General features: G+C 71.6%; 12 protein-coding genes. 5 read left to right on the top strand and 7 right to left on the bottom strand.

Annotated features, from left to right (window positions below):
* Positions 1-98: 98 nt before the first annotated feature.
* A complete protein-coding gene (locus ACIQ9E_RS28785; RefSeq protein ID WP_403711950.1) occupies positions 99-860 on the bottom strand; it encodes an HAD family hydrolase in 762 nt (253 codons plus the stop codon).
* Positions 861-864: 4 nt separating this feature from the next.
* Positions 865-2,028, bottom strand: coding sequence for a serine/threonine protein kinase (locus tag ACIQ9E_RS28790; protein ID WP_403711952.1), 1,164 nt, complete (start codon positions 2,026-2,028; stop codon positions 865-867).
* Positions 2,029-2,407: 379 nt separating this feature from the next.
* Here ACIQ9E_RS28790 and ACIQ9E_RS28795 point away from each other — a divergent pair, with 379 nt between their 5' ends.
* The 4 genes from ACIQ9E_RS28795 (at position 2,408) to ACIQ9E_RS28810 (ending at position 7,281) form a co-directional block, all read left to right on the top strand.
* A complete protein-coding gene (locus ACIQ9E_RS28795) occupies positions 2,408-3,709 on the top strand; it encodes an extracellular solute-binding protein (RefSeq protein WP_403711954.1) in 1,302 nt (433 codons plus the stop codon).
* Positions 3,710-3,892: 183 nt separating this feature from the next.
* Positions 3,893-4,897: a carbohydrate ABC transporter permease gene (locus ACIQ9E_RS28800; protein ID WP_403711956.1), complete on the top strand. Its 1,005-nt coding sequence runs from the start codon at positions 3,893-3,895 to the stop codon at positions 4,895-4,897.
* Positions 4,894-5,835, top strand: a complete 942-nt coding sequence (locus ACIQ9E_RS28805) for a carbohydrate ABC transporter permease (RefSeq protein WP_403711958.1) — start codon at positions 4,894-4,896, stop codon at positions 5,833-5,835. The genes ACIQ9E_RS28800 and ACIQ9E_RS28805 overlap by 4 nt, the downstream gene beginning before the upstream one ends.
* A gap of 348 nt (positions 5,836-6,183) precedes the next feature.
* Positions 6,184-7,281, top strand: a complete 1,098-nt coding sequence (locus tag ACIQ9E_RS28810; RefSeq protein WP_403711960.1) for a radical SAM protein — start codon at positions 6,184-6,186, stop codon at positions 7,279-7,281.
* Here the strand turns inward: ACIQ9E_RS28810 and ACIQ9E_RS28815 are convergent.
* Genes ACIQ9E_RS28815 through ACIQ9E_RS28825 form a run of 3 tightly spaced genes read right to left on the bottom strand, consistent with a single transcriptional unit; the run spans position 7,263 to position 10,125 of the window.
* Complete coding sequence (locus ACIQ9E_RS28815; RefSeq protein ID WP_403711962.1) at positions 7,263-8,390, bottom strand: mevalonate kinase; 1,128 nt, start codon at positions 8,388-8,390, stop codon at positions 7,263-7,265. The two genes, ACIQ9E_RS28810 and ACIQ9E_RS28815, sit on opposite strands and share 19 nt — an antisense overlap.
* Positions 8,387-8,881, bottom strand: coding sequence for an NUDIX domain-containing protein (locus tag ACIQ9E_RS28820; RefSeq protein ID WP_403711964.1), 495 nt, complete (start codon positions 8,879-8,881; stop codon positions 8,387-8,389). Before ACIQ9E_RS28820 ends, ACIQ9E_RS28815 begins: the two co-directional genes overlap by 4 nt.
* A 41-nt stretch (positions 8,882-8,922) precedes the next feature.
* Complete coding sequence (locus ACIQ9E_RS28825; protein ID WP_403711966.1) at positions 8,923-10,125, bottom strand: NAD-dependent epimerase/dehydratase family protein; 1,203 nt, start codon at positions 10,123-10,125, stop codon at positions 8,923-8,925.
* A gap of 303 nt (positions 10,126-10,428) precedes the next feature.
* On the opposite strand from ACIQ9E_RS28825, the gene ACIQ9E_RS28830 reads away from it, so the two are divergent.
* On the top strand, positions 10,429-12,192 hold the full coding sequence (locus ACIQ9E_RS28830) for a hypothetical protein (RefSeq protein ID WP_403711968.1): 1,764 nt from the start codon (positions 10,429-10,431) through the stop codon (positions 12,190-12,192).
* A 167-nt stretch (positions 12,193-12,359) separates the two neighbouring features.
* Here ACIQ9E_RS28830 and ACIQ9E_RS28835 read toward each other — a convergent pair whose 3' ends face one another.
* Both ACIQ9E_RS28835 and ACIQ9E_RS28840 read right to left on the bottom strand, forming a co-directional pair.
* The gene (locus ACIQ9E_RS28835; protein ID WP_403711970.1) at positions 12,360-13,316 is read right to left on the bottom strand and encodes an SCO1860 family LAETG-anchored protein; all 957 of its coding nucleotides are present in this window, start codon (positions 13,314-13,316) and stop codon (positions 12,360-12,362) included.
* A 323-nt stretch (positions 13,317-13,639) separates the two neighbouring features.
* On the bottom strand, positions 13,640-14,734 hold the full coding sequence (locus tag ACIQ9E_RS28840; RefSeq protein ID WP_403711972.1) for an amidohydrolase family protein: 1,095 nt from the start codon (positions 14,732-14,734) through the stop codon (positions 13,640-13,642).
* Positions 14,735-14,785: the final 51 nt, after the last annotated feature.

Consider the following 14,785-nt stretch of genomic DNA (forward strand, 5'->3'; position numbering starts at 1 on the left):
CGGCCTGCCGCCCCGGAGGCCTCGTGGGCCCTCGGGGCGGCACGCGGCCCCCGGATCGTGCCCGGACCGCGAGGCCCGGCGGCGTCGCGCGGCCCGCCCTACGGCACCGGATCCGTCAGCGTGCGCAGGGTGGTGATCCGGGCCGCGCCCCGGGGCAGGGGCGGAGCGGTGCCCTCCACCGCCCGGTCGGGGCGGTGGAGGTGCGCGGCCCGCATACCGAGGGCCAGCGGCCCCAGCACATCGGGCTCCCACATGTCCCCCACGAAGAGCGTGCGGCCGGGGGTGGTGCCGCAGGCTTCGAGAACGGCCCGGTAGATCAGGGGGTGCGGTTTGCGCGCCCCCGCCCGGGCCGAGCTGACACTGGAGTCGACCAGTCCGCCGAGGCCCGCCGCGGTCACGGCCCGGTCGAGATCCCAGAACCAGTTGGAGCAGACGACGATCCGCAGGCCCCGCCGGCGCAGCAGCGCCAGGGAGTCGAGGACGTCGGGGAACAGCTCCAGGGTCAGGGTCTTGCCGGCCCGGTCGAGTTCGACGGCCACCTCCCCGGCCACATCGGCGGGTACGCCCCGGTCCAGGGCGCGCCGCCGCAGCCGGTCCACCTCCCAGGCCCGGTAGGCCGCTTCGGACACCGAGTGTTCCCGGTGGTCCTCGCCGTCCGCGGGCCCGGTCGACCACATATCGCCCCAGCGGTCGGCGGCGCTGTGGAGGCCGCGGCGGCGCAGTACCGCGTCATGGGTGGGCGGCAGGGGCGGCACCATCCGGACGAGCGTGCCGTAGAAGTCGAGGGCGACGGCGTCGACTCCGTCCAGGAGGGAGCCGTGGGTGACGGCACCGGCTCCGTCCCCCCGTGCGGCGCCCACGGTCTCAGTACTTTCCGTGGCGGCGCGGGAAGTAGTCCTCGCAGTCGCCGTCGCGTTCGATGTCGACGGTGGCGCAGTGCAGTCCGCCGCCGAAGGGGCCGACGGCCCGGAACGGCACCGGCACGATCTCGAAGCCGTACCCCGCGAGCTGCTCCGACAGCTTCACCTCCTTCTCCTCGATGCAGAGCGTGTTGGCGTCCAGGTTGAGCATGTTCCCGGCCAGCCAGGGGCTGCAGAAGGAGAGCTTCGGCGGATGGTCCCAGCTCGCGGGCTGCACCGCCTCGACGATCTCCCAGTCGTTGAGCTTGAAGAAGTCCATCAGCTCGGGGTCGGCGAGCCGTTCGCCGCAGTGGAGGACCAGACCGGGCCGGAGCGGCACCCAGGTGGCGTCGATGTGCAGGGGGTGGGTGTTGGTGGAGGTGACCGCGTGCACCCGGTGGTCCGGGAAGTGCCGCTTCAGCCAGTCGTAGCCGCTGCGGTTGGTCACGAAGGAGAGCTGGACGAAGAGGTCCTTGCCGAAGCGCGCGATATCGGCCGCGTCGAACAGCGGCTCCTCCTCGGTCAGGACGAGGTCGTAGTCGCGGACCTTGGCGAGCTGCACCTCGGTGGGCAGCTCGTTGTAGGTGTCCCAGAACCCGGTGTGGTAGCTGGCGTCGGTCAGCCGCGGCTTGGGGGCGGCCTCCCAGCGCATCCGGGGGTCGGCCTTGAAGAGGTCCTGGAGGAGGGGCCGGTAGCAGAGGTACTCGTACCAGCGGCTGCGGTACGACATGGTCGCCTCCAGCACCTCGCTGCCGACGGTCAGCAGCAGATCCCGGGGCGGCATGCAGCCGGACATGGTCTCCTGGGTCCAGTCCGGGGTCGAAACCTGCTGGTTGAAGTCGACAGGCGTCGGCCGGTCCACGCGGATACCGCGCCGCCGCAGCAGGTCCGCGAAGTTGTCGAGCTGTTCATTGGCCTCGGCCGTCATGTCCTCGGGCATCGGCCCGTAGGTGCCGAGGGGGAATCCGTCCTCGGGGAAATCACGGCGTACGGCCGGTTCGGGCGCCTGGACCACCGCCTCGTCGGCCCTGCCGACGATGACATGACGCAACGGGTCCCAGCCGTTCCACGCATTGACCCGGACGGGACGTTCGCTGGTTTCACCGCTCGTCGTGCCGTGCTCAATCACCGGTCCATACCCTTCGATCGGGGACGCAAGGGAGTTCACCAACATCACGGGCCGGAACACCGGCCCGGCGGAGCCCGTGGAGATCACGGGAGATCACGAGAAAAAATGAGCCAGTGGGTACGCACCCGTCAAGGGCACCCGAGCCGGGCATCCCCCTTGTTCACGCCAATTCGGCGCCCTTCGGTGATCCGGACGGCCCGATGAGCAGGCGTCCGGGCCGTTGGACGCAAAGGCCGAGGCCGTGCAGGAACATTTCATAATGCACGGTCCGATCCTGGCCAAAAAGAGCTGCCCGGGTAGATCGGCGCACTTTGCTGGGTAGATAGGAGCCCGGTTCGGCCAAGTCTGGAGAGATCGAATCCTCGAAAGGGGGACAGTCATGCGACGATCCCGTTCTCGCACCGCCGTCCGTACCTCCGGCGCACTGGTGCTCGCCCTCGCCGCAACGGCCTGCGACTCGGGCGGCAACGGCGGCTCAGCGGGCGGGGGTGGATCGGACGAACTGACCGTGTGGCTGACCATCGACGCCAGGGAGAGCTGGCCCGGTCTCATCACCGCGACCAACAAGCGCTTCGCGGAGCGATATCCGGGGGTCCGGGTCGATGTGCAGTACCAGCAGTGGACCAGCAAGAATCAGAAGATTGATGCCGCATTGGCCGGCCGGGACGTACCAGATGTGGTCGAGATGGGCAACAGCGAGACCACCAATTACATCATCAATGGCGCGTTCAGTCCGCTCGACGAGCAGAAATTCGATCATTCCAAGGACTGGCTTCCGGCTCTTGCGGACGCTTGTCGACTGAACGGGAAGACTTACTGTGTGCCCTACTATGCGGGCGCCCGCGTAGGCATCTACCGGACAGATCTCCTCCGGGAGATAGGTGTCGCAAAGCCACCGTCGACCTATCCCGAACTGCTGTCGGTTCTGGACAAAATGAAGGCCAGATTCGGCCGGACCGACAAGAACTTCTCGGCCTTCCATATGCCCGGACGCTACTGGAACGCCGCGATGGCCTATGTCAAGGACGCCGGGGGCGAGATGGCGGTCCAGCAGGACGGGCGCTGGCGCGGCGCGCTCTCCTCCCCCGAGTCCCTCAAGGGCCTCACCGAGTGGAAGAAGCTGCTGGACACCTACTACACGGGTGACCGTTCCAAGGACAACAGCGACGAGCCCGGAGTCGTGGGCCAGGGCAAGACCGGCATGTTCTACGGCAACACCTGGGAGGCCAACGCCGCGGCCGATCCGAAGGCGGGCGGCAATCCGGCGATGAAGGGCAAGTTCGCCACCTTCCCCTTCCCCGGCCCCTCGGGCCGGCTCATGCCGCCCTTCCTCGGCGGTTCCACCCTGGCCGTTCCCGTCAAGTCCCGCAGCCAGGACATGGCCCGGGAGTGGATCCGGCTCTTCACCGACCGGGAGTCGCAGCGCACCCTGATCAAGGCCGAGACGCTGCCCAACAACACGGTCCAGCTGCGGGACGTCCCCGCCGACGGCATCAACGGGGCCGCCGCGATCTCCGCCACCCGGGGCTGGGTCACCCCGCTGGCACCCGGCTGGGGAGCCGTGGAGAAGTCCAATGTCCTGCCGGAGATGCTCCAGGCGATCGCGACCGACAAGAAGTCCGTCGAGCAGGCCGCCGAGGACGCCGACCGGGCGATCGACGCGGTGATCAACGACAACTGACGCTCCCGGCCGCCCTTCGCTCCGCCGCCCCGCGGAGGGCGCTGCCCACCGGGGCGCCCGCGCTCCGGCACCCGCCGCCCGCCGGCCCCGTACCGGCGGGCCGGACGGGGCCGGGCCATGGGCGCCCCGGGCCTGCGGGGGCACCCCACCGCCGCGACCCGACGACCCGAGGAGACCCCCCGCATGGCGACCGCAGATCCACCCCATCCACCGCGTTCGGCCGGGGCACCGGTGCGCCCCTCCCCCGGGCGGAGCCGCCGCACGTCCCGTCCGCCCGCCGCACGCTCCTGGCGGACGCTGCGCCGCCGGGCGGTGCCGTACGCCCTGATCGCGCCGACCGTCCTCGCGCTCGCCGCGGTCCTCGGCTACCCCCTGGTCGAACTGGTGCTGCTGTCCTTCCAGGACATGACCCGGCGGGAGCTGTTCGCCGGCACCGAACCGCCGTGGGTCGGACTCGACCAGTACCGTACGGTCCTCTCCGACCGCTTCTTCTGGGTGGTCGTCGGCCGGACCTCCCTCTTCACCCTGGTGTGCACGGTCGCCACGATGGGCACGGCGATGCTGGTGGCCCTGCTGCTGCGCCGGGTCACGCCCTGGGTACGGCTGCTGACGGGCGCCGTCCTGGTCGCGGTCTGGGCGATGCCGGTGATGGTCGCGGCGGCGGTGTTCCGCTGGCTGGTGGACCCCGAGTTCGGGGTCGCCAACTGGCTGCTCGGGCTGGTGCCCGGAGCCTCCTTCGAACGGCACAACTGGTTCGAGGACCCCTGGCAGGGGTTCGCGGTGATCGCCGCCGTGGTGGTCTGGGGTTCTCTGCCCTTTGCCACGATCACCCTCCAGGCGGCGCTCACCCAGGTGCCGCCGGAGCTGGAGGAGGCCGCCAGGGTCGACGGCGCCGAGGGGCCGAAGGTCTTCCGCCACGTCGTCTTCCCGGTGATCCGGCCCGCGTTCGTCATGGTGACGTCGCTGACCGCGATCTGGACCTTCGGTGTCTTCAACCAGATCTGGCTGATGCGCTCGGGCACCCCGGAGAAGGAGTACTACCTCCTCGGGGTCCACTCCTTCATCGAGTCCTTCGCCGTCAACCGCTACAGCACCGGGGCGGCGATCGCCGTGATCACCGTACTGCTGCTGCTCGCCGGTGCCGTGGTCTACGTACGCCAGCTGGTCAGAATGGGAGAGGCCGAGTGAGCACCGACGGAACCGTCCACACCGCCACGGCCACGGGTGCCCGGCACCGGGACCCCGGACCGGCGGCGGCAGAGCCACGCACCGTACGGCCCGCGCGGCAGCCCGGGCAGCGGCGGCGGCGCAGACGGTCCCGGCTCGCCAACACCCTGGCACTGCTGTTCTGCGCCCTGATGGCGTTCCCGGTGTACTGGATGCTGCTGACCGCGTTCCGTCCCGCGCACGAGATCCGCCGGAACCCGCCGCGGCTCTGGCCGAGCGGGCTGACGCTGGAGAACTTCCGCCGGGCCATGGAGTCGGAGACCTTCTGGTCCAGTGTCCGCGCCAGCGCCCTGGTGGGCGTCGGGACGGTGCTGGTCTCCCTGGTCATCGGGGTACTGGCGGCGTACGCGGTGGCCCGGTACGCGTTCCTGGGACGCCGGGTCTTCGTCCTGGCGATCCTCTCCATCCAGATGGTCCCGCTCGCCGGTCTGATCATCCCGCTGTATCTGCTGCTCAGCGATGCCGGTCTGACGGACAGCCTGACCGGGGTGGTCCTGACCTATCTGGTCTTCATGCTGCCGTTCACCGTCTGGCTGCTGCGGGGCTTCGTGGTGGCCGTCCCGGCCGAACTGGAGGAGGCGGCCATGGTCGACGGGTGTACCAGGGCCGGGGCGTTCCGCCGGGTGCTGCTGCCGCTGCTGGCCCCCGGGCTCGTGGCGACCTCGGTCTACTCCCTGGTGCAGGCGTGGAACGAGTACGTACTCGCCTATGTGCTGCTCTCCAGCGACGAGAAGCAGACCGTGTCCATCTGGCTGGTGTCCTTCCAGACCACCTTCGGCACCGACTACGGCGGGCTGATGGCGGGCGCCACCCTGACGGCGCTGCCCGTCGTGGTCTTCTTCCTGATCGTGCAGCGGCGGGTGGCGAGCGGACTGGCGGCGGGCGCCGTCAAGGGATGACCACCCGGGCACCGCCTCCGTACCGCATCCACCCGGTCCGGGCACCTCCGGCGCGGGCCCCGCCGCCGCCTGGGGGGCCGTCCGGCCGCTCGGCCAGCGGCCGTGAGCACCGGGGGCCGGTCCGCGGGCGCCGTCCGCCACCGGCCGACCCCGACCCCCACCCCGGCCCTTCCCTTCCGTTGCTTTCCCTTCCCGGCCGATCCCCTCCCTTTACCCCGTCCGTCGCCAACGTCACGCCGCCAATGCCGTCGGCGCACCCCCCTTGTCCCATCCCCGGAAACCGCTGCCGGTCGCGGCTGCCCGCCGACGGGCCCCGCGGCCTGCTCCCGACCAAGCAGGAGAACATCCGTGACGTCCGACCGTCTTGACCTGGTTTCCAAGCTGTACCAGCCGTCCGGCTGGCCCCGAGTCCTCGAAGCCGCCTCCGGACAACGCTCCACCGCCCCGCTGGTGGTGGACCTCGACCCGACCACGTTCTGCGATCTGGCCTGCCCCGAGTGCATCAGCGGAAAGCTGCTGAACCAGGGCCGCTTCACCCCCGAACGGCTTGCCGAACTCGCCGGTGAGCTGGTGGAGATGTCGGTCCGCGGGGTCGTCCTGATCGGCGGCGGCGAACCGCTGGCCCACCGCGGCACCCGTCAGGTGCTGCGCACCCTCGGCGAGGCGGGCATCGCCATCGGCGTGGTCACCAACGGCACCATGATCCCGCAGAACCTCGACGAACTGGCCCGGTACGCCTCCTGGGTGCGGGTGTCGATGGACTCCGGGAGCGCCGGCACATACGGCGTGTTCCGCCCCGACCGGAAGGGGCGCAGCGTCTTCGACAAGGTGATCGCCAATATGCGGCTGCTGGCCGCGGAGAAGCGGGGTGCGCTGGGCTATTCGTTCCTGATCATGACGCGACGGCAGCCGGACGGCTCGTTCGTCAGCAACCACCACGAGGTGCTCCAGGCGGCGCGACTCGCCAAGGACATCGGCTGCGACTACTTCGAGTCCAAGGCGATGTTCGACGACGGGCACCATGTCGTCCAGATGCCCGAGGAGACGCTCGCCTCCGTCGTCGGGCAGCTGCACGAGGCGGAGAAACTGGCGGACGACGGATTCGAGATCATCGACTCCTCGACCCTGACGACCTTGCGCAACCGGGTGGGCCCGGTGCAGCCGAAGGACTACCACCGCTGCCCGGTGGCGGAGCTGCGGACGCTGATCACCCCTTCGGGTGTGTACGTCTGCTCCTACCACCGGGGCAATCCCCTGGCGAAGATCGGTGATGCGGTGACCGAGAAGCTGCCGGACATCTGGGCCTCGGCGGACCGCGGGATCGTCGACCCCAGCCGGGACTGCCGCTTCCACTGCGCCCGCCACCGCTCCAACCTCGAACTCCAGAAGATCGGGGCCGGAGCGGCGGCGGCGGAACCGGTCGAGGACTACGACCCGTTCATCTGATCCGGTACGTGCCGGGGGCGGCCTTTGCGCGCCTCCGGCACCGAACCGGCCGACGCCCGGGTGGGTATCACCCGGGCGTCGGGGTGTTCCCCGCGCAGGGCTTCACGGAGCGCGGCGGCGATACCGCCGGCTTCGGCCGTGCGGCAGACGCCGACCAGGGCGCCCCCGCCGCCCGCGCCGCTGAGCTTCAGCTTCAGGCCCGTGGACCGGTGCGCCAGCGCGCGCAACGTCTCCAGCAGGGGCGTCGACATCCGCTGGTGGTCCCGCATGGTGCTGTGCGCCCGGTCCATGGCCTCGGCCAGTGCGCCGAGTTCACCGGAGCGGATCGCGGTCCAGGCCTCGGCGGAGGCGGCGTCGGCCTCCTTGAGATAGGCCGCCAGGGCGGGATCGCCGTCCCTGAGCTGGGCCCGTACGGTCCGGATATGGTCGGAGGTGTCCTTGCGGGACGCGGAGTCCAGGACCAGGACCGTCCAGTCGGCGGGGAAGCCGGCCCGGTCGACGACGGCGGGCAGTCCGGTCGGCCGTCCTTCGAGCAGCAGCGCGCCGCCCTCGATGACCGCGAGCTGGTCCATCCCGCCGCCGTTGAAGTGCGCGAACTCGAACTCGTAGGCCCATTGGGCGAGGGTGTCCACCGGGACGGTGTCCGGTGCGGGGACACAGGCTCCGGTGTAGGCCCGGAACAGGCCGACGATCAGGGCGGTCGACGAGGAGAGCCCGCTGGCGGCGGGCGCCTCGCTGCGCACCTCGACGGCGGGCGGGCGCGGAGGCAGTCCGGCGAGCCGGGCCCGCAGGAAGTCCCACACCTGGTCGGCCCAGTCGCCGGTGGGCGCCGGGGGCGGTCCGGGGACCGTGGTGACGACGGTCGGGAGGTCGAGGGCGACACTGACACCGCGTCCGCCCAGCCAGTCGAGGTCCTCGCCGGAGAGGCAGGCCCGGCAGGGCACCGACGCCCGGACCCCGAGCCGTAGGACGGCGTCCTGGTGGCGGTCGCCGCCGGACCGGACCTGTTGCGGGGCGATAGCGGGCGCGGACGCGGGCCGCCCGGCCCCGTTCTGCTCCCCCGGGCCCTCCGGCACCGGGGACGTGCGGGCTTCCGTGGATCCGGTCACCGGGCCTGGAACCTTCCCGTTGCGTTGAACTCGCGGTACAACTCCAGCACCGCGGCGGTGGGCTTGTGCAGCGGCGCGGGCGGATCGTCCGGGTGGTGCCAGGCGATCCGCACCACTTCACCGGGGTCGGGGGACGGTTCCCCGGCCCAGGTCCTGGCGGTGAAGAGCAGGGCGAAGCAGTGCATCACATCCCCGTTGGGGTAGGTGAAGGTGTGCAGCCCGGGGTCGGAGAGGGAACCGAAGGCCACCAGATCCTCGCGGCGGACCACCAGACCGGTCTCCTCCTCCAGTTCGGTGACGGCCGTGCCGGCGAAGTCGCTGCCCTCCTCGCAGGCTCCGGCCGGGATCTCCCACTGCCCGTTGTCGGCGCGCTGCTGGAACAGCACCCGGCCGTCGGGGGCTTCGAGGAGGATCTGGGCCCCGGGCATCAGCAGCAGTCTGCTGCCGACGGACTGCCGCAGTTTCCAGACGTACGATCCGACGTAACCCATCCGTGCCGTTCCCTTTCGTTCACCGGCCGTGGCCGCCGGTGTCACGCCTGCTCCGTTAGCCAGGCGGGCACCGCGTCCGGCGTGGCGTTCAGCCAGCGCACATACCGGTCGACACCCTCGCGCACGGTAATGCCCGGGGTCCAGCGCAGCAGTTCGCGGAGCCGGTCCGTGGCGGCGTAGCCGCCGAGCGGGTCGTCGGCGGGGCGCGGGGTGGTGAGGAAGCGGGACCCGGGGTAGTAGGGGGCGATCAGTTCGGCGACGTCGCGTACGGAGGTGGCGATGCCGGAGCCGACGTTGACGGTCTCGCCGACCACTCCGTCCTCGACCAGGGCGAGCGCGGTGGCGGCGGCGATATCGTCGACATGGACCAGGTCGCGGACCTGGTGGCCGCCGCCGTTGAGCCGCATCGGCAGTCCGGCCCTGGCGTGCATGGCGAGCCACGCGACCATCCAGGAGTGGCTGCCCGGCTTGGGGGTCTGCGGATCGCCGTAGACGGAGAAGTAGCGCAGGATCGCGTAGTCGGTGCCGGTCCCGGCGAGCAGCAGCCGGGTCTGGTGCTCGCCCCAGAGCTTGGAGTTGGCGTAGACCGACAGCGGGTGGGGCGCCTGGTCCTCGGTGAAGCGCTGAGGGCCTTCGAGCGGGGAGGCGCCGTTGCCGTACACCGCCGCCGACGAGACGAAGACCATCCGGCGCACCCGGGCCGTGGCGGCTTCCTCCAGGACGGTCTCGGTTCCGGCGACATTGGCCTCGAAGGCGATATCGGGGCGGCGGGTGCAGGCGGCGACGTCCGCGAAGGCGGCGGCGTGCACCAGCAGATCGGCGCCGTCCATGACCCGGCGTACGGCCTCCCGGTCGCCGATGTCGCCGATGACCAGTTCGGCGCCGGAGCGCCGGGTGCCGAAGCGGTCGTGGGTGGCCTCCGGGTAGGCGTCCATCCGGTCCAGGACGACGACCTCCGCCTCGGCGGCGAGGAGCAGGGCGGTGAGCCTGCTGCCGACCAGTCCGCCGCCGCCGGTGACGACGATCCGGGAGCCCCTGAGCTTCTCCAGCCGCGTCGCGACCGAATGGTCCGCGGTGCTTTCCCCCGTGCTTTCCGGTACGTGTTCCGGCGTCTGCGCCGTTTCCTGTTCCGCCGAGTCCGTCGTCACCGTGTTCTTCCCGTCGTTCCGTTCGCCGTTCCGTCCGTTGTCCTGCTGGTCGCTGTGGTCCGTCGCAGTGTTTGCGCCAGCGTTCGTGCCCGGCATGCAGACTCCTTACGGCCGATACGGCCGCTCCGTTGGTGAATCGTGTACAGCAGCCAGCATGACGATCTTCAACGGCCGGAACCAGGGCGCCTTTTTGGCGCCCTTGCGGACCGGGAAAGCCACACCGTAGTGTCCGGATTCGTATGCGGCCCGCCGGATTCCCCCACCGCTATTCGGCCAGCGCGGCGGAAAACCATTGCGCAAAAGGCGGAGGGGTCGGAGAAACGGCGAACCGCCCGAGGGAGCGCGGGAAGCCGGAGGGGCCCGGCGCGGGCCGGCCCGGGAACGGAGCACGGAGGATCTGTGACGTCTTATCGTCTGAGCGGCGCGGTGATGACCCATCCGAAGCGGCTCGCGGCCGCCGAGCAACTGGCCGGCGCCGCGCCTCCGGGGGCGCTGCGGGTCGTCATGGACCCCGACCCGGGCGGCCGCCCCTCGGTACTGCGGACGGCCCTCGCCGCCTGGTCGGCCATCGAAGAGGACGCCACCCACCATCTGGTGGTCCAGGACGACATGCTGCTCTCCGACTCCTTCTTCGAGCGGGCCCGGGCGGCCGTCGAGGCGATGCCGCACGCTGCGCTGGCGCTCTTCGCCCTCTGGGATTCGCGCAACGGCGCGGCGGTGCGTCTGGGGGCACTGGCCGGGGCCCGCTGGGTGACCGCGGTCAACGAGTACTTCCCCTGTGTCGCGATCGTGCTGCCGCGCGATGTGGCGGCCGGGTTCGTGGATTACGGCAGGGCCCGGCTCGACGCCTGGCCGGACGACATCCTCATGTACCGCTTTATGCGCGACAACGGCATCCCCGGCTATGTGTCGGTGCCGAGTCTGGCGGAGCACGAGGACCACGGCAGTATTTCCGGCAACGCCTTCCGGGGCCCGCGCCGTTCGGTCTGTTTCCTTCCGGACGACCGCCCGGCGGACGAGGGCGTCCGATTGCCGGGACTACGGGTGGCACCCTTCTTCAAGAACGGTGTCGCGCAGTGTGCCGTCCGGCTTGAGGAACCGGGTCCCGAGCGGTGGCTGCATCTTGAATGCGAGTCTTTTCTGGAGGGCTCCGGAATTCGTGGAGAAAGACTGGATTCGGCCATGCTGGGATTGACCGAAGTAGCGGACCGGGAGGCGGTACGGGGTACCTGGCTCACGGCGTTCACGCTCGGCTTCGTCCACCGGCGCGACGGCCGGGGCGACGCCCCCGATCCGGCGCGGGATCCGGTGCTGGCGGAGGCGCTGGCGACGATCGGGCCCGGCGGCATCAGCCATCGCCGGTCCGAGGAGCAGATCGCGGAGGTACGGGACGGGCTCGCGGCGGTCGCGGAGGCGGGGCTGGCCGCGGGCCTCGCGGCCGGGGAGCGCAGGCCCTCCCGGCGTCCGGCCGCGGGCCGGGCGCGCGCGGCCGCGGTGGGGCTGGCCGGTGGGGCGAGCCCGCTGGGCGAGCACATCGCCCGGGGCCTGCGGGACAAGGGCTTCACGGTCGCCGCGGCCGACCCGGGCGCGCCGGGGACGCTGCGGGGGCTGGACGCGCTGGTCGATCTGCGTCCGCTGCACCGGGCGGGCGGCGGGGCCCCGGCGGGGGTCGCGCTCCGGATCCTCGACCGGGCGACGGGCGCGGTCCGTACCGCCCACACCCTCTATACGGGCGATCTGTACGGGCCGGGCTGCCCGCGCGATTCGGTGATCGGCGCCCTGGTGTGGGACGCGGTGCGCTACCAGCCGCTGAAGGTGGCCGGGCCGCCGGAGGCCGGTCCGCGTCCGCTGCATCCGCTGCACACGGCGGATCTGACGGATGCGCTGGCCCATGCGGTGGTCTCGCCCCCGGCGGAGCGGGCCGTCCTGCTGCCGCCGGCCGAGCCGCTGCCGGTGCAGGAGGTGGCGGAGCTGGTACGGGAGGCGGTCAGGCCGGTTCCGGTGGAGGGCGCCCCGGTTTCCCGCCGCCGGGGCGCGGGCCCGGGGCCCGTACCGCAGGCGCCGCGGCTGCCGGGGTGGAAGCCGGTCCGGGAACTGCGGCAGGGGCTGCACGGGTTCGCGCAGTGGCTGGCGTACGAGGGCATTCGCCACGCACCGGTCTGACCGGGGTGCCACCGGCCCGGCGGGGCCAGGCGGCCCGCCGATGACCGGTGGCGGGCGGGGAGGGGGCGCGACCGCCCCCGCGCCGGGTGTGCGGCCCGGTGCGGGGCGGGGGCGGTCGCGGCCTTGGTACGGCCCGGGGACAGGGGCCGTACCGGTCGGGTGCCGGATCAGGCGCGGCCGCGGGCGCGGGCGCGGTTGCGGGCCATCAGCAGCGCGCCGCCGCCCAGGCCGAGCAGGATTGCCGAACCGCCCGCCAGATAGAGGGTGGTGGAGCTGCCGCCGGTCTCGGCGAGGTTCTCGGTGGGCTCACCACCGGTCTGGGTCTTCACCTGGGGCTCCTCGGCCTTCGGCTGTTCCTTCTTCGGTTCCTCGGCCTTCGGCTCCTCGGGCTTGGCCGGGGCCGCCTTCGGCGTCTCGCAGGTCGCCTCGACGAGGGTGACCGTGCCGTTGACCTCGGCGACGTTCAGCTTCAGCGGATTGACGTTCACCTTCAGTTCGAGGGCGGTGGCGGCTGCCGTACGGGAGGTGGTGACGGTCCTCGACAGGTCGAGCGTCACTTCTCCGACGGCCGGTACGGCGATCCGGGTACGGCCGCCCGCGGTGAGGGTGACCTTCTGCCCCAGGATCCGTACCGTGCCCAGCAGATTCGATTCGGCCACGGGCTTCCGTCCGACGACGCAGCTCGCCTTGGAGGTGACCTGCTCGACCTCGACGAGGGAGAGCAGCGGCAGTCCGGGGACGTGCACCCGGGCCCGGGCCAGATTGACGTAGCCCTCGGACTTCTTGCGGTCCGCGGTGGCGCGGGCGGTGGCGACGTCGGCCCGGACCATCTGGAAGGGCTTCCCCCCGTCGACCCCGTCGAGCCGGACCGAGAGTGCGGTGCGTTCCGCGCTCGCGGGGGCCGTCACCTGGTTCAGGGTCGCGGTCAGCGGCAGCTGGATCGACTTGTTGAGCAGGGACACGTCGAGCCCGGCACGGAGGACGACCGCGCCCGCCCGGCCCTCCGCGCCGCCTCCCGTGGCCTGCGCGGGACCGGCCAGTGCGACCGGGGCCGCGACGAGGGCGACAGCGGCCGTGACGGCGGCGCAGCGGCGAGCGGGCAGGCGAAAGGTATTGCTGTTCAAGATGGTGGAACCCCCACAGGAGTACGGCGTCGCCCTGCGGCCACGGGGACACGCGGCCGGCGGCGACCGGGACGCCCATCATCTTTACGCACTGAGAGTGAACCGACGGATACCCGGCGTCAGTTCACCCCAAAGAGGGGTTTCCGTGAACACATTCGATTAACTGGACACATGCGTTGCCGGGGACCCCTCCGGTTTCACTCCCGCGGCGGTCCCGGAAGGCGGCCGGACGCCGTTACGGCTCCGGCCGCAAGTTGCTTCAACGAGTGGACCGGGCCGGATGTCACGCCCGGTCAACCGGGCGCCGCGGACCCCGGGGCGGGTCAGCCGGCGATCCTGCCGTTCAGGACGATCCGGCGGGGGGCCGCCAGGGCCCGGACGTCGGCGCGCGGATCCTCGTCGTAGACGACGAGGTCGGCGGGTGCGCCCTCGTCCAGGGCCGGGCGGCCCAGCCAGGCGCGGGCGCCCCAGGTCGTGGCCGAGAGCGCGTCGAGCGGCGGGATCCCGGCCTTCACCAGTTCGGCGACCTCGGCGGCGACCAGGCCGTGGGCGAGCGAACCGCCCGCGTCGGTGCCGACGAAGACCGGGATGCCCGCGTCGTAGGCCGAGCGCACGGTGTCGTACCGCCGCTCGTGGAGCCGCCGCAGATGGCCGGACCAGACGGGGAACTTGGCTTCGCCGCCGGCCGCGAGCGCCGGGAAGGTCGCGATGTTGACCAGGGTCGGCACGATGGCCACCCCGCGCTCGGCGAAGAGCGGAATGGTGTCGTCGGTGAGGCCGGTGGCGTGTTCGATGCAGTCGATGCCCGCTTCGACGAGATCGCGGAGCGAGTCCTCGGCGAAGCAGTGCGCCGTGACCCGGGCGCCGAGCCGATGGGCCTCGGCGATGGCGGCCTCCACTTCGGCCCGCGGCCAGCAGGCGGTCAGATCGCCCGCTTCGCGGTCGATCCAGTCGCCGACGAGTTTGACCCAGCCGTCCCCGCGCTCGGCTTCGCGGGCGACGTAGGACACGAGGTCGGCGGGTTCGATCTCATGGGCGTAGTTGCGGATGTAGCGGCGGGTGCGGGCGATGTGCCGGCCCGCCCGGATGATCTTCGGAAGGTCCTCCCGGTCGTCGATCCACCGGGTGTCGGCGGCCGAGCCCGCGTCCCGGATCAGCAGGGTGCCCGCGTCGCGGTCGGTCAGGGCCTGCTTCTCGCTGGTGGCCGCGTCCACGGCACCGTGCGCGTCCAGACCCACGTGGCAGTGGGCGTCGACCAGTCCGGGCAGCGCCCATCCGGTCACGGTGACGACCTCGGACGCGGACACGGACGGGCGGTCGTAGGTGATACGTCCCCCGACGACCCACAGCTCGTCCCGGACGTCCTCCGGACCGACGAGCACCCGTCCCTTCACCTGCAGCACCGTGTGATCGCTCATGACTGCACTGTACGAGGGCGGGGACCGGGCCCACGAGAGCGCCGGGGAGGT

The sequence above is a fragment of the Streptomyces sp. NPDC094448 genome, from assembly GCF_044763775.1.
Taxonomy (GTDB): Bacteria; Actinomycetota; Actinomycetes; order Streptomycetales; family Streptomycetaceae; genus Streptomyces.

Excerpts from the sequence above, each read along its gene's own strand:
- ACIQ9E_RS28795 (WP_403711954.1), top strand. The coding sequence starts at position 2,408 with ATGCGACGATCCCGTTCTCGCACCGCCGTCCGTACCTCCGGCGCACTG.
- ACIQ9E_RS28800 (WP_403711956.1), top strand. The coding sequence starts at position 3,893 with ATGGCGACCGCAGATCCACCCCATCCACCGCGTTCGGCCGGGGCACCG.
- ACIQ9E_RS28820 (WP_403711964.1), bottom strand. The coding sequence starts at position 8,881 with ATGGGTTACGTCGGATCGTACGTCTGGAAACTGCGGCAGTCCGTCGGC.
- ACIQ9E_RS28825 (WP_403711966.1), bottom strand. The coding sequence starts at position 10,125 with ATGCCGGGCACGAACGCTGGCGCAAACACTGCGACGGACCACAGCGAC.
- ACIQ9E_RS28840 (WP_403711972.1), bottom strand. The coding sequence starts at position 14,734 with ATGAGCGATCACACGGTGCTGCAGGTGAAGGGACGGGTGCTCGTCGGT.